We start from the raw sequence: 24,773 nt of genomic DNA, 5'->3' as shown, positions 1-24,773 counted from the left end.
ACTGTGGTAAGCCGGAAGGGGCCGGGAAGGACCACTACGCGATTGGAATAAAGCCTTAATATTCCTTGACATGGCGGAGCCCGCGCCCTATATCGGCTCCGTCAACGCCCGAAGTGCGCCTGCCGCGGCCGGCCGACGCCTCCCGAAAAGAAGCAAACGAAGAAACAGGCGGGGGACCGTGCGGGACCGTTCCGGATTTCCCGCTTTCCGGACCGCCGCCGCCAGTCGGCCATCCCACGCGCCGCCCTGTGCGCCATTGGGCTTGACGGCCGGACCCCGTCCGGTTCGACCCTCCGATTCCGCCGGGCTGTCCTACCCCGATCCTGCCCGGCGGTGCCGCCCCCGGTGTCGAGCGGCGCTCTCGCTCGGCCAGGCAACTGGAAAAATTCCTATCGAGATTGATTTTGCGCATTTCCGGAAGGCGTGTTTCCAACGATTCCAAGGGGTTAGGGCTGCCGGGTGCAAAAAAACATATTATTTAGAACGGTCTGTCCAATTCCAAAAACAGAGCGATTTCAAAGACTTAGGGAAACCGATATTGAATACCCGTTCAAAATCAGGCCGTTTTCCGGCTTCCGGCCCGTCCGGCGCACCCTTTCGCAGAGGAGTTCCTATGTGGGATGCGCTGCTGTGCCTGTCGGATTCGACACACGGCTTTATTGCGGAAGATTCCTGGAAATCCGAAAATCCCGGCGCGCGTGTGCCCTGCCGCTACTCGTACTCCCGCACGTCGTCGATGACCTTGCCGTCGTTGGGCAGCGCGCCCGGTCCGACGATCTCGACCGTCGCCCGCAACTTGCAAATCGCCTGGAAGCTCTGCGCCACCGCATCGGCGAAGGCCGGATCGGCCGTGGCGGCCTCGACCCGGAGGTTGGGCGCATCCTTGCCGTCGACGGCGTCGACCACCAGCCGGGCCCTTGCGATTTCGGCATGGCGCTTGACGATGTCGGCGACCTGCTCCGGATGGACGAACATGCCGCGCACCTTGGTCGTCTGGTCGGCGCGGCCCATCCAGCCGAGCATCCGGACGTTCGTCCGGCCGCACGGGCTGGGCGCGTCGGTCAGCGCCGACAGGTCGCCGGTGGCGAAGCGGATCAGCGGCACTTCCGGCGACAGCAGCGTCACCACCAGTTCGCCGACGTCGCCGATCCTGGCGACCGGCTCGCCGGTGCCCGGAACGAGGATTTCGACGATCTTGTCCTCGGCGATGACCATGCCGTTCTGCTCTGCCGTCTCATAGGCGACGATGCCGAGCTCCGCCGTGCCGAAGGTGTTGAAAACCCGGATGCCGCGTTCGCCGTACCAGTCGCGCAGGGGCGGGAACAGCGGGCCGGCGCCGACGATGGCGCATGTCACTGACGTCAGGTCCAGCCCCATCTCGTCGCCCTTCTCCAGGATCGCCTTGAGATAGTCCGGCGTCCCGGCATGGCCCTTCGGCCGGTACTGGGCCATCACCTGGGCCTGCTGTTCGGTATTGCCGATGCCGGCCGGGATCACCGGGCAGCCGAGGGCGCGGGCGCCGTCATGGAAGATCCAGCCGCCGGGAGTGAGATGGTAGGAGAAGGAATTGTGGACGATATCGCCCTTGCGCAGCCCGGCGGCGTAAAGCGACCGGGCGCCGCCGTAGTAATCCGCGCGCGTGCCCATGACCTCGTAGATCGGCCCCGGCGAGGTGAAGGCGACGGCAGCGTCGCCAAGGTCCAGCGCGTTCAGCCCGGCGAGCGGCGGCGCGTCCCTCTGCGCCTCGATCAGGCTGTGCTTGCGGGTCACCGGCAGCGCCGCCAGCGCCTCCCGGGACGTTACGGATGCGGGATCGACGTCGGCCAGGCTCCTGCCGTACCAGCCCGTTGCCGCCCTGGCGTGGGCGACCTGCGCCGGCAGCGCCCGCATGAGCGCGGCCTCGCGCTCGGCGGGGTCGCGGGTTTCAAGAGCGTCGTAGTGGTCGGTCATCGCCGTGTCCCCGAATTGAAAAGCCGCCACCCCGGTTGTGGGATGACGGCCCGCTCGGCGGTGTTGCGGTCCGGACAGGCATCCGGCTGTTGCTGCGCCGGGCCCGCGGTCAGGCGAGCCAGCGCTTGCGCCGCTTGTAGTGTTTCACGTCGCGGAAGGACTTTCGGCTCTCCCCGGCGACGCCGAGATAGAATTCCTTCACGTCCTCGTTCTCGGCGAGGTCCTTCGCCTCGCCGTCCATGACGACGCGGCCGCTCTCCAGGATATAGCCGTAATCGGCATAGCGCAGCGCCATGTTGGTGTTCTGCTCGGCGAGCAGGATACTGACGCCTTCGTGGACGTTGAGGCGTTTGACGATCTCGAAAATCTCCTCCACCAGCTGCGGCGCGAGGCCCATGGAGGGCTCGTCCAGCAGCATGGTCGAGGGGTTCGACATCAGCGCCCGCCCGATGGCGCACATCTGCTGCTCGCCGCCGGAAATATAGCCGGCCAGCGCGCTCCGGCGCTCCTTCAGGCGGGGGAAATACTCGTAAACCTTGTCCATCGAGTCGCGGATGGCCGCGTTGCCGTCGCGGCGGGTATAGGCGCCGGTCAGCAGGTTTTCATCGACCGTCAAATGCGGGAAGCAATGGCGGCCTTCCATCACCTGGATTACGCCGCGGCGCACCAGATCGTTCGGATCCAGGCTCTGCACCGGGATGCCGTCGTAGAGGATCGATCCCTTCGTCACGTCGCCGCGTTCCGCGCCGAGCAGGTTGGAGATCGATTTCAGCGTCGTCGTCTTGCCGGCGCCGTTGGCCCCAAGGAGGGCGACGATGCCCCCCCTGGGAACCTCGAGCGAAACCCCCTTCAACACGAGGATCACATGATCGTAGATCACCTCGATGTTGTTGACGCTGAGCAGCGCATCGGCAGCCCCGTTCGCGCCATTGGCAGCGGCGGTTTCACTCACGGCGGTACTCCCTTGCTACAGGCGAAGATTCGCCTGCAACGCACCTAGCACTTGCGCGGCGTGATATTGTTCTTCTTGGCGTAGGCCGCGGCGGACTTCTCGATCAGCGGACGCACCACCTCGCGCATGGGCGAGATGAAGTCGCTGACGATGTTCCACTTCTTGCCGTCCCACTGCTGGATCAGCACCGGGCCGTTGCCTTCGTGGTCGGCGCAGGTGTTCTTGACGGGCTGCATGAAGCCCTTCAGGCCAAGCTCTGCCCAGCGCTCCGCGGTGATGTTGAGGTTCTCGAGACCCCAGCGCATCTGGTCGCCGTTGACCACCTTGACGCCGAACTTCTTCTGCGCCGAACGCATGGCCTCGGTCGCGAAGATGGCATTCACCATGCCCCGGTTCCACAGCACCTGACCGACATACTTGTCGCCGCCCGGAATGCCCTTGCCGGCATCGTAGACGACCTTCTTGATGTCTTTGATCAGCGGGAAATCGGAACCCGCGGCGTGGAACGTGCCGGCCTTGTAGCCCTTGGCGGCGTCGCCGGTCGGCACCACGTCCTGCTCGGCGCCGGACCACCAGACGCCGATCATGCGGTCCATCTTGAAGCCGATGTTGGTGGCTTCCTTGATGGCGACCTGGTTCATCACGCCCCAGCCCCACAGCAGGATCCAGTCAGGACGGATCTTGCGGATCTGCAGCCAGGTGGCTTTCTGCTCCTGGCCGGGATGGTTCACGGCGAGCAGGGTCAGCTTGTAGCCCAGCTTCCGTGCCAGCAGTTCGAGCGTGCGGATCGGCTCCTTGCCGTAGGCGCTGTTATGGTAGATCAGGGCGATCTTCTTGCCCTTGATCTTGGCCATGCCGCCTTCCTGGGCGCCGATATACTTGATGAAGGCCGAGGCCTGGCTCCAGTAGGTGGTCGGTGTGGTGAAGGTCCACGGGAACACCCGGCCGTCGGAAGCGTCCGTGCGGCCGTAGCCGACGGTCAGGATCGAAACCTTGTCCTTGTCCGCATTCGGGATGAGCTTGTAGGTGATGCCCGTCGAATAGGGGAACACGACCGTCGTGCCCTTGCCCTTCAGGCGCTCGTAGCACTCAACGCCCTTCTTGGTGTTGTAGCCGGTCTCGCACTCTTCCCAGACCAGCTTCACGCCGTTGACGCCGCCATGCTTCAGGTTGACGTAGTTGAAATAGTCGGCGATTCCGTTGGCCGACGGGATACCGTTCGGCGCATACGGGCCGGTGCGGTAGGTGAACAGCGGGAAATACTGCGTATCCGCCGCCTGGACGGCCGGCGCCGCAATGCCTGTCACGGCGACTGCAGCGGCCAGACCCAAAGTAAGCCCTTTCAGCCTCATACTCTTATCCTCCCTGGATCGGCTTCGCCCCGCCTGGGGCGATAAGGGGTGGAGGGGAAGCCTGCCGGCCACCGCGGCCCGCAGGTTGCCGCGACCTTAGCATGCGCCGAAGGTCCCGGAAAAGACCGCAACAGGCGGTCCGGGACGGCCATTTCCTGCCGTCGTGCTTGCGATGCCGCCCGCTAGTATGGAAACGGCCATTGTCTCAGCTTTTCCTTGCCGATCTGCCACAGGCGCGCCAGGCCGAGCGGCTCCATGATCAGGAACACGATAATCAGCGCGCCGAAAATCATGAACTGGATGTGCTCGACCATCGCGGCATCGACCGGGATGCCGAACTGGCCGCCCAGCCAGGGCAGGGAAACGACCAGGAAAATCGGGATCAGCGTGATGAAGCCGGCGCCGAGGAAGGAACCGGTGATGCTGCCCAGCCCGCCGATGATGACCATGAACAGGACCGAGAAGGATTCGTTGATGTTGAAGGCTTCCGCGCCCTCGAGCGCGCCGAGGTAGAAGATCAGCGACATGGCGCCGGCCATGCCGCAGAAGAAGGAACTGACCGCAAACGCGAGCAGCTTGGTCGCCAGCGGGCGGATCCCGATGAGCTGGGCCGCGATATCCATGTCGCGGATCGCCATCCACGCCCGGCCGATCCGGCCGCGCACCAGATTCTTGGCGACGAAGGCGAAGAACACCACGAGCGACAGGCAGATCAGGTATTTCGTCTCCGCCGCGGGATAGATCGTCACCTGCTGGCCGTCGCGCATCACCGTTTCAGAGCCGGTGACGACAAGGCCGAACAGTTTCAGCGGCGGTATCTGGATCGTCGAGGATGACACATAGTCGTACAGCCACTCGACGCGCGAGAAACACCAGACCAGGAAGAACTGCGCCGCAAGCGTCGCCACCGCCAGGTAGAAGCCCTTGATGCGCAGGCTGGGCAGGCCGAAGATGACGCCGACGACCGCCGTCACCGCACCGGCGATCAGGACCAAGAGGATCGGATTGTCGATCGCCGGCAGCAGCGGAATGAGCTCCGAGACCAGTTCGCCGGCCTCGTCCTCTTTCTGGATCCGGTAGTTCAGTCCGGTCGAGAATTTGAAGGCGGTAAAGGCGCCGACGCCCATGAACGCCGCCGTCCCGAGGGAAATCTGGCCGCAATAGCCGGTCAGGATATTCAGGCCGAGCGCGGCCATGCTGTTGACCAGCAGGAGCAGGAAGATCGAGTTGTACAGATAGTCCTTGGTCGACGCGGCCATCAGGCCGCCCTGCACCATCAGGTACAGCCCGACCGGAACGACGACGAAGGCGATGAACAGGATGCCCCACAGGCCGTACTTGTCCTGCTTGAGCTGAAAGATGCCCTGGTCCTTGGCGTAGCTCGTATAGAACTGCCCGGCTTCGCGATAGAACATGGCGTCAGACTCTTTCGATGATCTTTTCGCCGAACAGGCCCTGCGGGCGGAACACCAGGAAGACCATCGCCAGGATATAGGCGAACCAGTCCTCGATCGCGCCGCCGACATATGGCCCCCAGCCGACCTCGGCCAGCTTTTCGCCCAGGCCGATGATCAGGCCGCCGATGATGGCGCCGGGGATCGATTCGAAACCGCCCAGGATCAGCACCGGCAGGGCTTTCAGGGCGATTTCCGAAAGGCTGAACTGAACGCCGGACTTGGCGCCCCACATGGTGCCGGCGACCAGCGCGACGATGCCGGAGACGGCCCAAACGATGATCCAGATGGTGCGCAGGTTGATGCCGACCGAGAGCGCCGCCTGATGGTCGTCGGCCACGGCGCGCAGCGCCCGGCCGATCTTGGTCTTGTTGAAGAAGATCGCCAGTCCGGTCACCAGCGCCGCGGCGACGGCGCCGGCGGTGAGTTCGAGATACTGGATCTGGATGCCGAAGGGCTCGAAGCGGCCCTGCGGGATGCCGACATCCAGCTTCTTGACGTCGGAGCCCCAGATGGTCTCGCCGAAGGCCGAGAGGAAGAAGGCGAGCCCGATGGTCGCCATGAACAGGATGATCTGCTCCTGGTTCACCAGATGCCGCAGGATCAGATATTCCACCACGACGGCGAACAGGATCATGATCCCGATCGTGAGCAGGATGGCGAGCGGAATCGGCACGCCGATGCCGATAAGTCCGGCGAGGTTGAGCGCCGCGAACAGGACGAGCACGCCCTGGGCGAAATTGAACATGCCCGAGGCCTTGTAGATCAGCACGAAGCCGAGCGCGACGAGCGAGTACATCACGCCGGCCAGCAGGCCGCTGATCACGACTTCCATACCGAACTGCCAGCTCTCGAAAATGAGCACCGGCGCCAGCACGAATTCCCAGAACTCTCCCATACCTTCCCCCTCAAACGGGCGCCCGGGACCGGGCCAGCCCGCTGCGGTCTACCGGCGCTGTCGCGATGCCGGGCCCGGCAGGGCCGGCGCGCGCGCCGTTTTTCTGCTCCTAATTCTCGATCAGATCCTCTTCGTGCGCGACGCCGAGATAGGCGTCGATCACGTCCTGGTCGGCCTGGACTTCCGCCGGCGTCCCCTCGGCGATCTTGCGGCCGTAGTTCAGCACGACGACATGATCCGAGATATCCATCACCACGCCCATATCGTGTTCGATGAGCGCGATGGTGGTGCCGAATTCGTCGTTCACGTCGATGACGAAGCGGCACATGTCCTCTTTCTCTTCGAGGTTCATGCCGGCCATCGGTTCGTCGAGCAGCAACAGGTCCGGCTCCATGGCAAGCGCGCGGCCCAGTTCCACCCGTTTCTGCAGCCCGTAGGGCAGGCGGCCGACCGGCGTCCGCCGGATCGACTGGATTTCGAGGAAGTCGATGACCTCCTCGGCGGCCTTGCGGTGCGCCAGCTCTTCCTTCTGGTACGGCCCCCAATAGAGGGAATCCAGAAGGAAATCGCCGAGCCAGATGGCCGGATAGGTCAGATAGTTGATCACCGGCATGTCGGCGAACTGGCGGCGGTGATAGCGCATGCCCGGGCCGCTCATCTTGAGCAGCCGGCCGGTCATCACATTGTCCAGCGTGCTCATGCCGCGGAACAGGGCGACGTTCTGGAACGTCCGCGCGATCCCGGTTTCGGCCGCTTCGTGCGGTCGCATCTGATGGCGCGGGTTGCCCTTGTAGGTGATCGTGCCTTCCTGCGGGTGGTAGAAGCCGTTGATCACGTTCAGCATGGAGGTCTTGCCGGCGCCGTTCGGCCCGATGATCGCGAATATCTGCCGTTCGTGGATATCGAAGCTGACGTCGGTGATGGCTTTCACGCCGCCGAAACGCAGCGTGATATTGTCGACCTTCAGAAGGGTGTCGCCGAACGTGCGTTCCGAATGTTTCATCGGCGCTCAGCCCGCCTGGCGCAGCGGCTCGGCGCCGGCGGTTCCGGCGGTCGCTGCATCCATGATTCTGAGGTCCGCGGCGCTGACACCCTTGCGGCCGTCCTCGAACGTCGTCTCGACCTCGCAGTGCACTTCGCCCCGGCCGTCGTACAGGGCAGCGATGACCGTATCGTAACGCTCGTTAATGTGCCGCCGGCGGACCTTGCGCGTCCGGGTCAGTTCGCCGTCGTCGGCGTCCAGTTCCTTGTGCAGCAGGGCAAATCGGGCAATCTGTGCGCCGGCGAGTTCCGGGTCGGAGGCCAGATCCTCGTTGACCTGTTCGATATTCTTGCGGATTTCCTGATAGACGTCCGCTTTGGCGGCAAGTTCCCTGTAGCTGGCGTAGGCGACATTGTTGCGCTCGGCCCAGTTGCCGACGGCGTCGATGTCAATGGAGATCATCGCCGTGGAGTAGTCGCGCCCGGCGCCGAAGGTCACCGCTTCCTGGATGAAGGGGAAGAACTTCAGCTTGTTCTCGAGATATTTCGGCGCGAACATCGAGCCGTTGTTCAGCACGCCGACATCCTTGGCCCGGTCGATGATCTTCAGGTGCCCGTTGTTGTCGATGAAGCCGGCATCCCCGGTGTGGACCCATCCGTCTTCGGTCTTGGTCTTCCGGGTCTCTTCCTCGTTCTTGTAGTATTCCTTGAACACGCCTTCGCTGCGGTACAGCACCTCGCGCGAATCCGGATCGACCTTCAGTTCGACGCCGGGGCAGGCCTTGCCGACGGTATCGGCATAGACCTCGTTGTCCGGCTGCAGGGTCACGAACACGGAAGCTTCGGTCTGGCCGTAGAGCTGCTTCATGTTCAGGCCGATGGAGCGGTAAAAGTCGAAAAGATCCGGGCCGATCGCCTCGCCTGCCGTGTAGACCCGCCGGACGCGGCTCAAACCGAGCGTGTTCTTCAACGGCCCGTAGACCAGGATTTCGCCCAGCCAGTATTTGAACCGGGCAACCGGGCCGACGCTTTCCCTCTGGAGAATTTTCACGCCGACCCTCCGGGCGTGATTCATGAAATAGCGGAACAGGCGCTGCTTGGTCTTGCCGGAGTCCTGCATCCGGACGTTCACGGACGTCAGGATATTCTCGAAGATACGCGGCGGCGCGAAGAAATAGGTCGGTCCGATCTCCTTCAGATCGGTCAGGAACGTCGCCTGGCTCTCCGGACAGTTGGCGCAGAAGCCGGCGACATAGGACTGGCCGATCGAGAACACGCAGTCGCCGACCCAGGCCATCGGCAGATAGGCCAGCGTGTCCTCGTCTTCGTGGATCTGTTCCAGCTCGACGGACATTTCCGCCATCGAGATCAGGTTGTCGTAGGTGAGGACGACGCCCTTCGGGTTGCCCGTGGTGCCCGAGGTGTAGAGGAATATCGCCGTGTCGCGGCCCGCACCCCTGGCGACCTCGGCCTCGTAGAAGCCCGCGTTGGCCGCCCTGTGCGCCTCCCCGGCTTCCTTGATCTGGTCCAGCGAGTGCAGGAAATCCTGATCGTATTCCCGCATGCCGCGCGGGTCGCAATAGACGATCGTCTTCAGCGCCTCCGCCGTTTCCATTGCCTCGATCAGCTTGTCGACCTGCTCCTGGTCCTCGGCGACGGCGAAGGAAACTTCTGCGTGGTCCAGGACATAGGACAGTTCGCCCGCGCCACTGTCCTGGTACACCGGCACGGGAACCGCGCCCAGCGCCTGCGCCGCCACGATCGCCCAGTAGAGATAGGGCCGGTTGTCGCCGATGATCGCGATCCGGTCGCCGCGCTTGAGGCCGGAGGCGGCAAGGCCGTGGGCGATGGTCTCGACTTCGGCGCGCGAGTCACGCCAGGAGAAGGTCTGCCAGATGCCGAGATATTTTTCGCGAATCGCCGGCCGCGGCCCGCGCTCGCGGGCGTTGCGATCCAGCAGCTTCGGGAATGTGTCTGCCGTCATCGGCGTCTCCACTCGATCCCTTCGGCAAGCCGCGCTGCCCCGGCGCGCGGCTCATCGGAGCGCACCGCGCGCCGTCCCCGACCAAGATTTGAGACTTGCCGGCGCGTGGCCGGGCGCATCCCGCCGCCAGCTTCGCCGGTGCAAACCTCCCTGGTGCGCCGCAGCACTGTTCTTCTTTTATGCGCGCCGGCTTGCCTAGCCAATAGGAACCACAGGGTCAAGCCGCAAAGCCCGCATGTTTCGCTTCGCCGCGCATACTGCCCGGACCTCCCTTAACTTTTTGGCCGCAAATAGTTTTTTCGTCCTGATTCCGGCTGCGTCCGGAATGGTGCGTCAGGTCCGCTCGAAGCGGTGGATGCCGTCCGGGTCGAGCCGGCCGGTCAGCGTCCCCTCGCTTTCGAGATAGGCGAGGTGGGCCAGGCATTCGCCCATCGCGAACCCCATCTGGTGGGTGTCCAGTTCGCGCCGGAACAGGAGCGGCACCGCGTCCGCCGCAGACAGGCGGGCGCGCCCGGAACCGTCGGGGGAACCGTCGGGGGAACCGTCTGCGAACCCGCCGGACAGCCGCTCCAGCCGCACCCGGTGATGGTCGACGATCTGGCCGATGCGGGTCTGGACGCCGCGAAACGGCAGGTTGTGGCTCGGCAGCACCAGCGCATCGTCCGGCAGGCCGGCGAAATTGGCGAAGGAGCCAAGGTAGTCCTCGAGCGGGCTGGCGTCCGGCTCGCTGGCCCAGACGCTGATGTTCGGCGTGATCTTGGGCAGGATCTGGTCGCCGGATATCAGGATGTCGTCGCCGGCGCACCACAGGCAGGCATGTTCGGGCGCGTGGCCGGTGCCGACGATGATTTCCCAGCGCCGGCCGCCGATCTCCAGCACGTCGCCCGCGCACAGGCGCCGGTGATGAAAGGGCGCCTCGGCCACCCGCCGGCGATAGGTGTTGCCGCCGGAGAACATCCTGTCCGCCAGCTCCGGCGCCAGGCCGTGGAGCGCATAAAAATCCGCCATGCTCCGGTGGTTGACCGCGTCCGAATCCAGATAGAGCATCCGGGCCATCAGCCATTCCGTCCGGGTGATCCATAACTCGGTGTCGAGCAAATCGTTCAGCCAGCCGGCCAAGCCGATATGGTCGGGATGAAAATGGGTGACGATAAGCCGGGTCACCGGCTTGCCGGCCTTGCCGCCATGGGCGATACCGAACCGCCGGAAGATCGCCAGCCAGTGCTCTTTCGTCTCGTCGAGCTGCAGGCCGGTATCGACGATCGCATAGCCGTCGCCGTCCTCAAGCAGCCACAGGTTGATATGGTCGAGCTGGAACGGCAGGGGCATGCGCAGCCAGTGAACGCCGCTTGCGATCTCGATCGTCCTGCCGGCGGCGGGCCGGTTCTCGCCCAAGGGGTAGTCGAGGCCGTCCTCCACACGATTCCGGGCCGGGCGTCCGTTCGCGGAACTCATGCGGCGGCCTTCCTGCCGAGATGGCGGACGATGGCGGCCAGGGTCTCCTCGGGCCGGTCGCGATGGGGCGAGTGCCCGCAGCCCGGCAGCATGACGAGGTCCACCGGCCCGCCGGCCCGGCGCTCGACCGCTTGGGGCTGCAGCGGCGAGCCGTATTCGTCGTCCAGCCCCTGGATGACCGTCATGGGAACGTGGATATTCGGCAGGTATTCCTCGATATTCCAGTCGCGGAATTCGGGCATCATCCAGCTCAGGTTCCAGGCGTAGAAGGCGCCGTCCGGATCGTTGTGGTAGCGGGCGAGCCGGCTGCGCAGGTCGGTCTCCTCCCACAGCACCCGGGCCCTGGCGATCGACGGGATGGTGCAGGGCTCGACCAGCACATGCGGCGCCATAACGATGAGGCTGTCCGCCGCCGGCGCGATATTGCTGCCGGCATAAATCAGCGCGATCGAGGCGCCGTCGCTGTGACCGAACAGGATCGGCCGGCGCACATCCAGCGTGTGCAGCAGATCCGGCAACACGTCCTGGCCTTCCCTGTGCATGAAGTCGAACGGCAGCGGCAGGTCGGCGCGGGTCAGCGGGTCGGATTTGCCGTGGCCGCGCCGGCTGTAGACCAGCACGCGCAAGCCGGCCGTTCGCGCAACCCGGGATGGGAAATCGCGCCACATGGCGACGGAGCCGAGGCCCTGGTGCAGCATGACGACGGTCGGCCCGTCCGTCGGCCCGACCCCCACCCATTCATACTCAAGCCGGCTTCCGCCGGCTTCCACAAAGGCCATCGCCGCCCCGCTTACCTGTCCCGCGCCAACCTGCGGCCGGGCGCAGACCCCTGCAAGGGACGGAAGGTCGCCGCGATCGGCAGGCAAAACCGTGCGCCGCCCGTCCGGGCGGCGCGTGGCTTGTCGATATGCCCGTCAGGGCTTCGTTATCAGGGTTTGATGTAGGTGTAGCCCTTGCCCTGCAGGTGGGCGAGTTCGGCGACGCCGGAGGGAACGATATCCTCCGCATGCGCTTCGAAGAGGTCGGTTTCGAAATTAATCTTCCGGCCGCGCAACGTGTTGGCGCAGATGTAGAAGCCGACCTTCTGGTTCTTCAGGTTCGAGATCGCGCCCTGAAGCCGAAGATTCTTGACCGCGTCGCGCAGGATGTAGACGCCGTTGCCGTGCAGGACGACCCTGATGTCGAGCTTGTCCGCGCCGACGGCGTTGATGTGGTTCTGGACGTTGCGCATCGCGCCGAGATACTTCTTGCTCTTCGGGCCGCCCATATAGTTGATGTGATAGACGACTTTCTGCTTGCCGTAGCGGCTCTCGGCGGTCGCGGGCGTTGCCGGCGCGGTCGCAGCCATGGCGACAAACCCGGCGATTGCCAATGCAATCAGCTTATTCATGAGATAATTCCTCCCGAATGAGTCGTATGGCCGGGCAAGAACTGCCCGCCCGTTTCGATAATAGCGCCTCCGGCCTCATTGCCAAGCGGGCCGGTCGACAGAGCGACCGACGCCCGCGTAGTGGGTTGCCTGACGTCGCCTCGGCGGGAGGCCGGCTACTCGGTCGCTTCGCGGACGATGGCGTCGAGCAGCTTGTCGACCGCCGCAAGCGCCTTGCGCGACGCCGCAGAGCCCTCCTGTGCCGGACGGCGGAATCCGACATGGACCGTGCCCGGTTTTGCCGCCAGCTCGTAGACGAAGACGACATAGGGGCAATAGGCGATGTTGCGCGGATCGGCCTCCATCGTGCGCCGCGAGAAGACCGCCGAGCAGAACTGGAAGAATTGCGCATCCCGATACAGCGGCTTCGCGCTGCCCGCGTCTGCGCCAGTGCGCTTCAGCATCCTGCCGATATAGCCGCGATAGTCGATCACCAGGCCCCGGTTGACGATCGCGTCGGCGACATACTCCGCGACATCCTCGAACGCGCCCTCGACGGCGACGATCTTCATGCCGCCGCCGGGTTCGGCCCGGGCGCGCTCTGCCGGGCTGCCGGCGATGACGAGGAGCGCCGTGACGAGCAGAATGGCGAGGCGCGCGCGGTCCGTCATCTTCGTTGACCTCCGGTTGTCGTTGCTCTTCGACAGCGGGGCCGCGCGGCAATCGAGCCGTCGCCGTACCGGTGGCGTCACGAGCCTGCGGCGTCCTGCCCGCCGTGACGGGCTTGCTGGTCGAAGAAAGATGCCGTCGTCGGCAGTTGCGGCAGATCGATCTCGTAACCGATCGAACGGACCCGGCCGGTCCGCCGGCCGCGAACGAGATGCCCCTGATACCGGGTCGGCATGGGATTCGGCGAGCAGGGGATCGCGTCTTCCGCGCTGTAAACCGAGATATGCAGGGTCCGCGGCCGGTCGGACCGGTTGGGTGCGGAGCCGTGCAGCAGGCGCGTGTGCATCAGGCATACCGCGCCCGCCTGGCCGGTGCAGAGACTGGCGGACGGGCGGGACGCCGCCGTAACATCGTCCGACACCGCTCCCGTGAACACGCCGTCGTGCCAAAGGCCGTGGATCGGGCCGCGGTGAGACGCGGGAAGGACCTCCAGGGCGCCGTTCGTTTCGGTGACTTCATCCACCATTAGCAGCGCCGTCACCACATCGTCGTTGGTATGGGGCGTGAACGGGAAGTCCTGGTGCCACTTCACCTCGGTGTGCCCGCCCGGCAGCTTCGAGTTGATCTTGGTGTGGTGCAGCTTGACGTCGGGGCCGATGAGATCGGCGACGCAATCGACCATCCGGCTGTCCATCGTCGCCGCGTAATAGGCGTCCGAGACTTCGATCGGCGCGTTGACCCGGCGCAGCTTCGGCGCCTCTGCGCTGTGCCCGGGCTCCAGGTCGAAGCGCGGCCGCCCGTCCAGCGTGTCGCCCCAGGCGGCATCGTGGCCGCGGCTCTCTTCCACCCACGCCTCGAAGTCCCCCTGCAGCCGCGCCAGCAGGGCGGCGTCCACCGCGTCTTCGACCATCAGATAGCCGTGCTCGTGGAAGAACGCACGCTCGTCGGGGCTCAGCCGGGCCATGGGTCCACCCTGCGCTTCAATGCGGCCCCGAGACCGGGCCGTTGCCGCGCTGCTCGCGCCAGATGCCGAGTTTGCGCTGGGCCGCCCGGTCCGAGAAGCTGAACAGCACGGCCTCGCCCGCGCATTCGTGGTGGTGTGGCATCCAGCTCGGCACGATGAACACGTCCTTCGGCTCCCAGTCGAGCGCGACGTCGCCGTCCGGCGTGCGCACGACCGTGCGGCCGGCGCCCTCTACCGGCGAATAGACCATGCCGTCGGTCGAGCGGTAGGGCGTCGTCGTCGTGCCGCTGGGCAGAAGCTGCATAAAGGTGGCGATGGTCGGCATGGCGTAGCCGCCGTCGACCGGGTTGGTGTATTGCAGCTTCAGGCCGTGGCAGGGGTCCCATTCCTCGTAGGCCGCCATGCGGCGCAGCGTCTCGCGGGTCCGCTCGTAGGGGTAGTTGAAGATCGGCGAATAGTTCTTCGTGTTCTCGTAGCCGACCGGCAGCAGGTTGTGGGAATAGTGGTCCGGCGAATAGTCGGCCGGCCGGGAAAGCTGCTGCTCGTCCTCCGCCAGGTTTTCCGCGAAGGAGGTGTCGAAGCTGTTGACCATCGGCACGTCCAGCCCGTCGAGCCAGATCATCGGCCGGTCGCTGTCGTTGCCGTGGTCGTGCCAGGCCCAGGGCGGGGTGATGACGAAGTCGCCTTCCTCCATGATGGTCTTCTCGCCGTCCACGGCGGTATAGGCGCCGCTGCCCTCGACGATGAAGCGCAGGGCCGACGCGGTATGCCGGTGCGCCGGTGCGATCTCGCCCGGCAGGATCAGTTGCAGGCCGGCATAGAGCGACTGGGTGATCCGCGATTCGCCGCGCAGGCCGGGATTCTCCAGCACCAGCACCCGGCGCTCCGCCTCCTCGGCGGTGATCAGGCTGCCGGCTTGCAGCACATGGGGCCGGACCTCGGCAAATTTCCACAGATGCGGTTTCGTCCGGCTGACCGGCTCTTTGGTGACGAGGCCGGCCAGCACCTCCCACAGGGGCGTCAGGTTCTGCCGGTCGATCGTGTCGTAGAAGTCGTGCCGGGCTTCCCGGTCTGCGGAGCTGATTTGCGGCGCTTCCATCGGCGGCCTCGAAGGTTGGATTGCGTCGGGCGCAGGATAGCAGCCGTTCCGCCGGCTTTGAACGGCGAAGTGCGCATGACGGTCAATCCGACAAAGCGCTCGCCGCATCGCGATCTTCCGCCCGCCGGAGCGCCGCAGGTATCGCTCAGGGCGGTCTTGAGGCTTTTGCCCGGTGCGCTATCCGGCAATCCGGACGGGAAGGCGTACCGGCGTAGGATCTTGCAGGCGCCGATCCGCACCCGGCAACGGGGGCGGGCCGGGACGCCCTATCTGGCCTGGAGCGAGAGCAGGATTTCACGGCTCGACGGGGCGAGCTCGCACCTGATCGCGTCGAAGGCGGAGATCGGCGGGAACACCAGGCCGGTGCCCTCCATGTGGCCACACATCTCGGTGAGGTAGCGGTTGACGATCGCTTCGGTGGTGTTCCGCTTGAGTCCGTGCTCCAGGCAAAAGTCGTTGTCCGCCCCGGTCAGCCGGCCGAAGGCGCGCTTGACGCAGTTGGGCAGCACCCGGTTGAAGATCGCCTGGAACTCGGCGAGCTGGGCCGGGTCCTTCGCGACCTCCTTCAAATTCTCGACGCCGTTGTCGTAATGGTCCTCCTCGTCGGCCAGCACCTCCTCCTGGCTGTCCGCCCAGGGGGTGTAGGAGGACTGGCGGTACTCCATGATCTGGTGGCTGCCGGCGCGGTCGACGGTGAAGTTGAACACCGCGATATGGAGCCAGTTGTCGAGGTCGACCTGCCAGAAATCGGCCGCGTCGGGGCGGCCCGCGATGATCTCCTCGGGATCCTCGCCGAGGTCGAGCAGGAGGTCGTAGAGCCCCTGGCTGTGGCGCGCCTCCTCGGCCGCGAATTCGGCCGCGAGCGCCTTTTCCTTCCAGTTGGGCGCGACCGAGATCGCCTTTCCGAACACCTCGGCGGTCGCGGTCTCGGCATAGATTTGCCGCGTCATCAGGCGGACCAGAAGGTCCTTGTAGGCGCCGCCTACCTGTTCCGGGTGCGCAAATTCGAGTGCCGGGGCCATCGTGCCGGATCCTTTCTCGGAGTATTCGGATATGTGGCGAGTCTAGGTAGCGGGTCAGCGCTGTCAATGCGGGCGCGCCTACCGCGCCACCGTCTCCCGTTCGGCGGCCGGGTCGCTGTAGATGTCGCGCAGGGCGGTCTTGAGTATCTTGCCCATCGCGCTTTTCGGCAGTTCGGGCAGGAAGGCGTACTGGCGCGGAATCTTGTAGCCGCCGATGCGCTCCCGGCAATGGGCGACCAGCTCGCCGGCGCTCACGCTCGCGCCCGGCTGCGGCACGACGGCGGCGAACAAGGCCTCGCCGTATTTGCTGTCCGGAATGCCGATCACGGCGCATTCGCCGACCGCCGGATGCTGGTAGAGCGCGGCCTCGACCTCCAGCGAATAGACATTCTCGCCGCCGGTGATGATCATGTCCTTCTTGCGGTCGACCAGATACATGAAGCCGTCGTCGTCCATCCGGCCGACATCGCCGGTGTGGAACCAGCCGTCGCGGAAAGCCCGGGCATTCTCCTCCGGCAGATTGAGATAGCCCGCAGTCACGTTGGGCGCGCGCACGACGACCTCGCCGGACTCGCCGTTCGGGACTTCGCGCCCGTCCGGGCCGAGGATACGCATGTCGACGCCGATAATCGGCCGGCCGGCGGCCTTGAGCCGGTCGCGGTTGCCGGTTTCGATCGCTTCGACATGCTCGCGGTGGGACATCAGCGTCAGGATCGGCGAGGTCTCGGTGAGGCCGTAGCCCTGGATCAGGTCGACGCCGTCGAAGGCCTTGAGCGTGCGCTCGACCCATTCCGCCGCCATCGGCGCGCTGCCGTAGAGGAAGGCGCGCAGGCTGGAGAGGTCGTAGCTCGACAGGTCCTCCTGCTGCAGCGTCATGATGATCATTGTCGGCGCCAGCATGGTCCAGGTCACGCCGCGGTCCTGGATTGCGCCCAGCAGTTCGGTCGGGGTGAAGGCGGGCAGGAAGGCGTGGCCGCTGCCCATCAGCGTGAAGCCCGTGCCGAGCAGGTCGGCGGAATGGAACATCGGCGCGACGTGCAGATAGATGTCGTCGGAATAGATGCCGACCGTGTGGCCGACCTGCATGCCGTTCGAGACGGCGTTGCGGTGGCTGAGCGGCACGCCCTTCGACCGGCCGGTCGTGCCGCCGGTGTAGAACAGGATCGCGGGATCGGTCTCCTGCGCCTCGTGCAGCCCGGCCGGGTCGGCCCCGGCGACCAGGGTTTCGTAATCGTGCTCCGGCCACGCGGCATCGGCATCCGCGGTTTCGTCCTGCGCCCCGGCGACCCGGATCGCCCGGTCGCGCCAGCGGGCCAGCGCCTCGTGCTCCAGCAGGCCGAGAAAGGGCGCATCGACTGCCACGACCTCCGCCCCCGCATTGTCGAGGATGTAGGCGATTTCCGGCGGCGCCAGGCGGATGTTCACCGGCGCCGGCACCGCGCCCATCCAGTAGCCGGCGTGCAGCAGTTCGAAGTTGCGGAAGGTGTTGCGCGAGAGCGTCGCGAAGGCGTCGCCGCGTTTGACGCCCAGCGCCTGCAGCCCGCCGGCTAGCCGCGCCACCCGGTCGAGATGCTCGGCCCAGGTCCAGCGCCCCTCCCGGTCGACCACCGCGGGCCGGTCGGCATAGTAGCGCCGGCATCGGTCCAGCGCCGATGACATGGTTAACATGGTTGGGTCAGCATGGTCCGGCCTGCCCCTTCGCCACCGTCACATGAACAACAACGATCCGTTCTTGCCGCCTGCCACGCGGATTCGCAAGGGGCCGGTGCGCTGCGGGAACGAGGCAGGAGACCGGCGCGGCTTCGCAGGATCGACGCGGCCGGCCTTCAGTTCGCCCTGATACCGCGGAGCCGTTCGCTGCGCCGGCGCAGCAGCTCCAGCGTCGTCAGGAGCAGGATCGAGACGCAGACCAGCAGGGTCGCCGCGGCAAGGATGGTCGGGCGGATTTCCTCTCGGATACCCGAGAACATCTTCCACGGGATGGTGCGCTGTTCCACCGACCCGACGAACAGCACCACGACGACCTCGTCGAAGGAGGTGATGAAGGCGAACAGCGCGCCCGAGACGACGCCCGGCAGGATCAGGGGCATCGTGACCTTGAAGAAGGTCTGGAACGGATTGGCGCCGAGGCTGGCCGCGGCCCGGGTCAGCGAATGGTCGAAACCGACCAGCGTGGCCGTGACCGTGATCAGGACGAAAGGGGTGCCCAGCGCGGCATGGGCGACGATGACGCCGAGATGCGTCGAGGAGATGCCGATGCGGGCGTAGAAGAAATACATGCCCGTCGCCGAAATGATCAGCGGCACGATCATCGGCGAAATCAGCAGGGCCATGAGGCCGGTCTTGAACGGCATTTCGGAGCGGCTCAGCCCGAGCGCCGCCAGGGTGCCGAGAAACGTCGAGATCAGGGTCGCGAAGATCGCGATGACCAGGCTGTTCTGGACCGCGTCCTGCCAGGACGCCTCGGTAAAGAACTCGCGATACCATTTGGTGCTGTATCCGGCCGGATCCAGCGACAGCATTTCTGGGGTAAAGGTGAAATAGGGCAGCTCGTTGAAGCTCAGCGGAACGATGACGAAGATCGGCCCGATGAGGAACACGAAAATCGCGGCGCAGATGACGCGATAGCTGTAGTGCCAGCCTTTTTCGATCGGGGATGCGTAGACGGGCGGGGGCATCGGACCGGCTCAACCCAGCTTCATGTTGTCGATGCCGACGAGGCGGTCGTAGAGCAGGTAAAGCGCCAGGACCAGCGCCAGCAAGAGCGAGCCCAGCGCTGCGGCCAGCCCCCAGTTCAGGGTCTCGCTCACATGCACGGCGATGAAATTGGAAATGAACGTGCCGGTCCGCCCGCCGACCAGCGCAGGCGTGATGTAATAGCCGATGGAAAGAATGAACACCATGATGCTGCCGGCGCCGACCCCGGAGACCGTATTGGGCATGTAGACCCTGACAAAGGCGGTAAACGGCGTCGCCCCGAGCGAGCGGGCGGCCCGCATCAGGGACGGCGGGATCGTCTTCATCACCGAGTAGAGCGGCAGGATCATGAACGGCAGCAGGATGTGGACCATCGCCACGAAGGTGCCGAACTGGTTGTGGATCAGCTGAAGCCGTCCGTCGTCCGATATCAGCCCGGTAAAGACCAGCACATCGTTCAGGACTCCTTCCGTCTGCAGCAGCGCGATCCAGGACGTCGTCCGCACCAGCAGGGACGTCCAGAACGGCAGCAGGACGAGGATCATCAGCAGGTTGCTGGTGCGCAGCGGCAGCGTGGCCAGCAGATAGGCCACCGGATAGCCGAGCAGCAGGCACAGCACGGTAATCAGCGCGCTCATCCACAAGGTGCGGAAGAACAGGATCAGGTAGATCCGGCGCTCTTCCGACTGCCAGACGACCTCGCCGCGGTCGTCCGTCTTCAGGTCGACCGAAGCCAGGAAGTATCCGCTCGTCAGCGCGCCGGCTTCCCGGCGGATGAGCCGCCAGGTGTTCAGGTCGCGCCAGCGTCCGTCGATCTCTAATATTCGTTCCTTGTAGGGCGGCCCGGCGACGCGCTTGGTTCTTCGGCCCGTCTTCCGGAACAGGCTGGTCATGCCGGGCTTTTCGTAGTTCAGCCGGCGCGCGACCCGCCCCAGCGTCCTTGCCTTGACGCCGGCCTTGATATCGAGCGTCAGGGCTTCGAAAACGGCTTCGTCGGGCAATTCCGTGCCGTTCGGATTCCAGTCCTGGATGGCGACGGCGGTGCGCGGCAGGATCGACTCGACGATCCGGTTGTCCACGCTGCGGAACAGCATGTCGCCGATCGGCAGGACGAAGGCTACGGCAATGAAGGCCAGCAGAGGGACGACCAGCAACAGCGCCCGAATCCGGCTGCGCACCAGCGCCCGCTGAAGGCTGATCTTCAGCGGCACGCCGTCTGCCGTGCGCATCACGTCATCCGGTGCATTGGGCATGCGAGCACACCGGTCGCCGGAGTGAAGCCGAAAAAAGTGCCGGTTCTACTTGGCGAGCCAGGCGTTGAACCGCTCGTCGAGTTCGGCCCGATGGTCCGCCCACCAGACATAGTCGAAGATCAGGATGGTCTTCGCGTTCTTCGGGTTGGTCGGCATATGCGGCTTCATGTCGATGCCGAGTTTCGCATGGTTACCCACTTTGGCGATGGACGAGTTGCGCGCCGGCCCGTACGAAATGAATTTCGCCTGGTCGGCCAGCCGCTGGGTGTCGGTGGCGAAGCGCAGATACTTCTTGATCGCAGCCATCTTCTTGGCGCCCTTCGGCACCACCCATCCGTCCAGATCGAAGGCCTGCCAGTCCCACAGCATCGCGATCGGCTGCTTCTTCTCGACGATGGCCGAGAACAGGCGCCCGTTATAGGCCGAGGCGATCACGACCTCGCCGTCCGCCAGGAGTTGCGGCGGCTGCGCGCCCTTGGTCCACCAGACGACATGGTCCTTGATGGTGTCGAGCTTGGCGAAGGCCCGCTTCACGCCTTCGGGCGTGGCCAGCACCTTGTAGACGTCCTTGCCGGGAACGCCGTCGGCGATCAGCGCCCACTCCAGATTGGCGATCGGCTTCTTTTCGAGCGCCCGCTTGCCGGGGAACGTCTTCAGGTCGAACACGTCGGCGATCGTGGACGGCTGCTTGCCCTTGAACGCGTCGGTCCGGTAGCCGAAGGTCGTCGAATAGACGATCTGCGGAATGAAGCAGTTGGTTCCGCCGATCGTGAGGGTGCCGGGGATGAAGTCCTTGGATGCCGGCGTGCCGTCGGGTGCGGCGGCAAGCCAGGTGTCCGGGTCGATCGGCTCGAGCAGCCCCTCGTCGCAGGCGACGATCGCGTCGGCGGCGACCATATCGATGATGTCCCAGGTCACCTTGCCCGATTCGACCTGCGCCCGCAGCTTGGCCAGTCCCTCGGCCGCCGAATCGTCGTTGATGATCTTTACGTCCGGGTTCGCCTTCATATAGGGGTTGTGGTAGGCGTTCTGCTGGCTCGCCGTGTAGGCGCCGCCCCACGACACGATGGTCAGGTCGACCGCGTGGGCGCTTCCGGCAAACAGAGCGGCTGCCGCCGCAATTGCCACAGATTTCAACGCTGGTTTCATTGGATACCTCCCTTTTCTGTATCCATTGCGACCGGACATCCCGGTCGATCCATTGCCTCCCGCAGCCCCGTTCCCTGACGATCTTCCCGTCTCGGGATTACACGGGACCCGATACGTTACCAGACGCGTCGAGCGCCCGGCAATCTTCCGCCGCCCAGCAAAGACGAACATTTGTGCCCTGGACAAGGGAAGCGTGGCGGTGCGCATTGGGCACCTTGACGATAAACTCGTCGTTTCCGGCCACCGACAGGCGGGCGCGGATGTGATCGCCGAGATAGATCAATTCCTCCACGCGGCCGCTGCAGATATTCTCCGCTTCCTCGCCGGCCGGTTCGATCGTGACCCGTTCCGGGCGCAGCGACAGGGTGGTCGGCGCACCTGCGCCATCCACGTTGACCTTGAGCGCGCGGACCGTGCCGCCGCCGTCGAGCGTCACGTCGCAGAATTGGCCGGCCTCGGATGCGACCGTGCCGCGGAGCCGGTTGTTCTCGCCGATGAACTGCGCCACGAAGGCGTTCTCGGGCTTTTCGTAGAGCACGCTGGGCGTCGCCAGTTGCTGGATGACGCCGTCGTTGAAGACTGCGATCCGGCTGGACATCGTCAGCGCTTCCGACTGGTCGTGGGTCACGTAGATCACGGTGACGCCGAGATTTTCGTGAATGTGCTTGATTTCGTATTGCATTTCCTCGCGCAGGTTCTTGTCCAGCGCGCCGAGCGGCTCGTCCATCAGGACCAGCACCGGCTCGAACACGAGCGCGCGCGCCACCGCGACGCGCTGCTGCTGTCCGCCGGAGAGCTGCGCGGGGCGCCGGTTCTCGAAGCCCGACAGGCGGACCATATCGAGCACCCGCGCGATCCTGGCCTGGATATCCGCCTTGGGAAAGCGGCGGACCTGGAGGGGAAACGCCAGATTTTCCGCCACCGTCATGTGTGGAAACAGGGCGTAGTTCTGGAACACCATGCCGATGCCGCGCCGGTGCGGCGCGACATGGTTGATCGGCCGGTCGTTGAGATAGATTTCGCCGTGCGTCGCCGGCTCGAAACCGGCCAGCATCATCAGGCAGGTCGTCTTGCCGGAGCCCGACGGCCCCAGCATGGTCAGGAACTCCCCGGTTTCGATGTCCAGGTTCAGATCCTTGATGACCAGCGTTTCCCCGTCATAGGTCTTCTGAACGCGCTCGAACCTGACAATACTGGAATTGGCCTCAACCATTCAGTCACCCGGCTCCGGACAGGCCCGCGCGCCGGCCCCGGAGGGCACGGCCATCGTCGCAACTCCGGTCATGCAATCTCAACGCCTCCCCGTTCGGGATTACGGTATCAGACATGTTCGAACGTCGGCAATGGCGCGGCCACCCGGATTCGTCACCTGCGCACGATGTTGTGTTCCGGCCGCGATGTCCGCGCCCCGGCGGCGCACGGCTGTGGAGACGTCACGATGTGTCATGAAATGTCATGAATCGTCATGATTAGGGTTTCGGACAGCCGGCCCGGCCGAAATGGACAGATCGGTCTGTATTTGCACTTTTTTCGCCACGAGGCCGCTTTTCCGGCGCAGAAACCGCCGAAATCCGCCATTCCCGCTCGGCAGCCGCGTATCGGCGACGACAAGCTATGCATAATTTCCCATACCGTTCACGTCAGACGGTGGCGCGAAAGCGGCGGTAAGGCTGGCGCAGCCGGCGGGATGCCTGAGATGCGTCATGATATGTCATGGTTCGTCATGGACCGCCTCTTTCTCCGCCCCGTCCGCCGTTCCGATCGGACACCGAAACCGCAAACCCCACCCGTCATTCCGACCGAGCGAAGCGAGTGGAGGAATCTCGACTCGTTCCCGACAACGGGAACCCGTAAGCCAGCGACGGGATTCCTCCACTACGCCGCCCCTTCGGCTCCGCTCAGGGCAGGCCCTCCGGGCGGCTCCGGTCGGAATGACGGCCTGGGTTTGCGCGCGGCCGGGATGACGATCCCGGGATGCGTCATGAAATGTCATGTTCTGTCATGGCCGGGTCCGGCGGCAGGGCCGATCTGCGCCAGCTTGATGTTCATATAATGTTCCGAACAATATTGTCAAGCCGGAACGGCAATCCACTGCCGCGCCGCGGTCGCCCCCTACTCCTCGATCGCGTCCTCTATCGTGCGCAGGCCGGGGCGCTTGCTGCTCACCAGCACGGCCATGTTGCCGGGCTTGTGCTCGTTGCGGCGCATCTTCATGTGGGCTTCGGGGATGTCCTCCCAAGCGAAGACCTCGGACATGCACGGGTCGATGCGCCGTTCTATCACCAGTCGGTTGGCCTGGGCCGCCTGCTTGAGATGGGCGAAATGGCTGCCCTGGATGCGCTTTTGGTGCATCCAGACATAGCGCGCGTCGAAGGTGATGTTGTAGCCCGTGGTGCCGGCGCAGAAGACGACCATGCCGCCGCGTTTCACCACGAAGGTCGAGACCGGGAAGGTCGCCTCGCCCGGATGCTCGAAGACGAAATCGACATTGTTGCCCTTGCCGGTGATGTCCCAGATCGCCTTGCCGAACTTGCGGACCTCGCCGAACCAGGCGCGGTAGGCGTCGGTGCCGACCTCGGGCAGCTGGCCCCAGCAGTCGAACTCCTTGCGGTTGATGACGCCGCGCGCGCCCAGCGACATGACGAACTCGCGCTTGTCCTCGTCCGAGATCACGCCGATCGCGTTGGCCCCGGTCGCGGCGCAGAGCTGCACGGCGAAGGAGCCGAGGCCGCCCGAGGCGCCCCAGACCAGCACGTTGTGGCCGGGCCGCAATATGTGCGGCCGGTGGCCGAACAGCATCCGCCAGGTCGTCGCCAGGGTGAGCGTGTAGCAGGCGCTCTCCTCCCAGGTCAGGTGCTTCGGCCGGTGCATGAGCTGCTGGGCCTGGACGCAGGTGAACTGGGCGAAGGAGCCGTCCGGCGTCTCGTAGCCCCAGATGCGCTGGGAGGTCGAGAACATCGGGTCGCCGCCGTTGCATTCCTCGTCGTCGCCGTCGTCCTGGTTGCAGTGGATGACGACCTCGTCGCCGACCTTCCAGTTGCGCACCTTCTCGCCGACCGCCCAGACGATGCCGCTAGCGTCGGACCCGGCGATGTGGAACGGCGCCTTGTGGATGTCGAAGGGCGAGACCGGCGTGCCGAGCGAGGCCCAGATGCCGTTGTAGTTGACGCCGGCGGCCATGACGAAGACCAGCACCTCGCGGCTGTCCGGCTCCGGGATGTCGACGACCTCGACCTGCATCGCCGTCTCCGGCTCGCCGTGCCGCTCGCGTCGGATCGCCCAGGCGTACATCTGCTTCGGCACATGGCCGAGCGGCGGAATCTCGCCGACCTCGTAGAGATCCTTCTTCTCGCCGCGCAGCAGCGGGTTGGCCGGTTCCTGGTGCTCGGCCAGTTCGACCACGGGAGAGGCTCCGCTCATGGCATTGTCTCCTGGAATCTGCGGCCCGCCAAACTGGGTCCGGGCCGCGCGCCGGGGCGGTAGTCATACGACTCCCGGGATTATGTTGCAATGCAAAAAAGACAT

Annotated in this window: 20 protein-coding genes; all 20 read right to left on the bottom strand. The window is 65.1% G+C overall.

Annotation, left to right across the window (positions count from 1 at the left end; genetic code table 11):
- Positions 1 to 711: 711 nt before the first annotated feature.
- Positions 712 to 1,950, bottom strand: coding sequence for a phenylacetate--CoA ligase family protein (locus tag OXM58_07555; protein ID MDE0148213.1), 1,239 nt, complete (start codon positions 1,948 to 1,950; stop codon positions 712 to 714).
- 109 nt (positions 1,951 to 2,059) lie between these two features.
- Positions 2,060 to 2,902 carry an ABC transporter ATP-binding protein gene (locus tag OXM58_07550; protein ID MDE0148212.1) on the bottom strand — a complete coding sequence of 281 codons (843 nt, stop codon included), beginning with the start codon at positions 2,900 to 2,902 and terminating at the stop codon, positions 2,060 to 2,062.
- 44 nt (positions 2,903 to 2,946) lie between these two features.
- Positions 2,947 to 4,254, bottom strand: coding sequence for an ABC transporter substrate-binding protein (locus tag OXM58_07545; protein ID MDE0148211.1), 1,308 nt, complete (start codon positions 4,252 to 4,254; stop codon positions 2,947 to 2,949).
- A 182-nt stretch (positions 4,255 to 4,436) separates the two neighbouring features.
- Positions 4,437 to 5,669, bottom strand: a complete 1,233-nt coding sequence (locus OXM58_07540; GenBank protein ID MDE0148210.1) for a branched-chain amino acid ABC transporter permease — start codon at positions 5,667 to 5,669, stop codon at positions 4,437 to 4,439.
- 4 nt (positions 5,670 to 5,673) lie between these two features.
- On the bottom strand, positions 5,674 to 6,606 hold the full coding sequence (locus tag OXM58_07535; GenBank protein MDE0148209.1) for a branched-chain amino acid ABC transporter permease: 933 nt from the start codon (positions 6,604 to 6,606) through the stop codon (positions 5,674 to 5,676).
- 109 nt (positions 6,607 to 6,715) lie between these two features.
- Positions 6,716 to 7,609, bottom strand: coding sequence for an ABC transporter ATP-binding protein (locus OXM58_07530; protein ID MDE0148208.1), 894 nt, complete (start codon positions 7,607 to 7,609; stop codon positions 6,716 to 6,718).
- 6 nt (positions 7,610 to 7,615) lie between these two features.
- Entirely contained in the window at positions 7,616 to 9,571 is a 1,956-nt protein-coding gene (locus tag OXM58_07525) for an AMP-binding protein (protein MDE0148207.1), read from the bottom strand.
- A 333-nt stretch (positions 9,572 to 9,904) separates the two neighbouring features.
- Entirely contained in the window at positions 9,905 to 11,026 is a 1,122-nt protein-coding gene (locus OXM58_07520) for an MBL fold metallo-hydrolase (GenBank protein MDE0148206.1), read from the bottom strand.
- Positions 11,023 to 11,805: an alpha/beta hydrolase gene (locus OXM58_07515; protein ID MDE0148205.1), complete on the bottom strand. Its 783-nt coding sequence runs from the start codon at positions 11,803 to 11,805 to the stop codon at positions 11,023 to 11,025. The genes OXM58_07520 and OXM58_07515 overlap by 4 nt, the downstream gene beginning before the upstream one ends.
- A 149-nt stretch (positions 11,806 to 11,954) precedes the next feature.
- Positions 11,955 to 12,416 carry a DsrE family protein gene (locus tag OXM58_07510; protein ID MDE0148204.1) on the bottom strand — a complete coding sequence of 154 codons (462 nt, stop codon included), beginning with the start codon at positions 12,414 to 12,416 and terminating at the stop codon, positions 11,955 to 11,957.
- 155 nt (positions 12,417 to 12,571) lie between these two features.
- Positions 12,572 to 13,066 (bottom strand): DUF302 domain-containing protein, encoded by a 495-nt coding sequence (locus OXM58_07505; protein ID MDE0148203.1) that lies wholly within the window; start codon positions 13,064 to 13,066, stop codon positions 12,572 to 12,574.
- Between the two features lie 77 nt (positions 13,067 to 13,143).
- Positions 13,144 to 14,028: a phytanoyl-CoA dioxygenase family protein gene (locus OXM58_07500; GenBank protein MDE0148202.1), complete on the bottom strand. Its 885-nt coding sequence runs from the start codon at positions 14,026 to 14,028 to the stop codon at positions 13,144 to 13,146.
- A 16-nt stretch (positions 14,029 to 14,044) separates the two neighbouring features.
- Positions 14,045 to 15,127 carry a gentisate 1,2-dioxygenase gene (gene gtdA, locus OXM58_07495; protein ID MDE0148201.1) on the bottom strand — a complete coding sequence of 361 codons (1,083 nt, stop codon included), beginning with the start codon at positions 15,125 to 15,127 and terminating at the stop codon, positions 14,045 to 14,047.
- A 266-nt stretch (positions 15,128 to 15,393) separates the two neighbouring features.
- The gene (locus tag OXM58_07490) at positions 15,394 to 16,149 is read right to left on the bottom strand and encodes a ferritin-like fold-containing protein (protein MDE0148200.1); all 756 of its coding nucleotides are present in this window, start codon (positions 16,147 to 16,149) and stop codon (positions 15,394 to 15,396) included.
- Positions 16,150 to 16,227: 78 nt separating this feature from the next.
- A complete protein-coding gene (locus OXM58_07485) occupies positions 16,228 to 17,817 on the bottom strand; it encodes a long-chain fatty acid--CoA ligase (GenBank protein MDE0148199.1) in 1,590 nt (529 codons plus the stop codon).
- 158 nt (positions 17,818 to 17,975) lie between these two features.
- Positions 17,976 to 18,827, bottom strand: coding sequence for an ABC transporter permease (locus tag OXM58_07480; protein MDE0148198.1), 852 nt, complete (start codon positions 18,825 to 18,827; stop codon positions 17,976 to 17,978).
- A 9-nt stretch (positions 18,828 to 18,836) separates the two neighbouring features.
- On the bottom strand, positions 18,837 to 20,099 hold the full coding sequence (locus tag OXM58_07475; GenBank protein MDE0148197.1) for an ABC transporter permease: 1,263 nt from the start codon (positions 20,097 to 20,099) through the stop codon (positions 18,837 to 18,839).
- A gap of 45 nt (positions 20,100 to 20,144) precedes the next feature.
- Positions 20,145 to 21,248, bottom strand: a complete 1,104-nt coding sequence (locus OXM58_07470; protein MDE0148196.1) for an ABC transporter substrate-binding protein — start codon at positions 21,246 to 21,248, stop codon at positions 20,145 to 20,147.
- 97 nt (positions 21,249 to 21,345) lie between these two features.
- On the bottom strand, positions 21,346 to 22,461 hold the full coding sequence (locus OXM58_07465; GenBank protein MDE0148195.1) for an ABC transporter ATP-binding protein: 1,116 nt from the start codon (positions 22,459 to 22,461) through the stop codon (positions 21,346 to 21,348).
- Positions 22,462 to 23,360: 899 nt separating this feature from the next.
- Positions 23,361 to 24,668, bottom strand: coding sequence for a crotonyl-CoA carboxylase/reductase (ccrA, locus tag OXM58_07460; protein MDE0148194.1), 1,308 nt, complete (start codon positions 24,666 to 24,668; stop codon positions 23,361 to 23,363).
- Positions 24,669 to 24,773 lie beyond the last annotated feature (105 nt).

It is taken from the genome of Rhodospirillaceae bacterium (assembly GCA_028819475.1).
Classification (GTDB): Bacteria; Pseudomonadota; Alphaproteobacteria; order Bin65; family Bin65; genus Bin65.
This window is presented reverse-complemented; position numbering and strand designations above follow the sequence as displayed.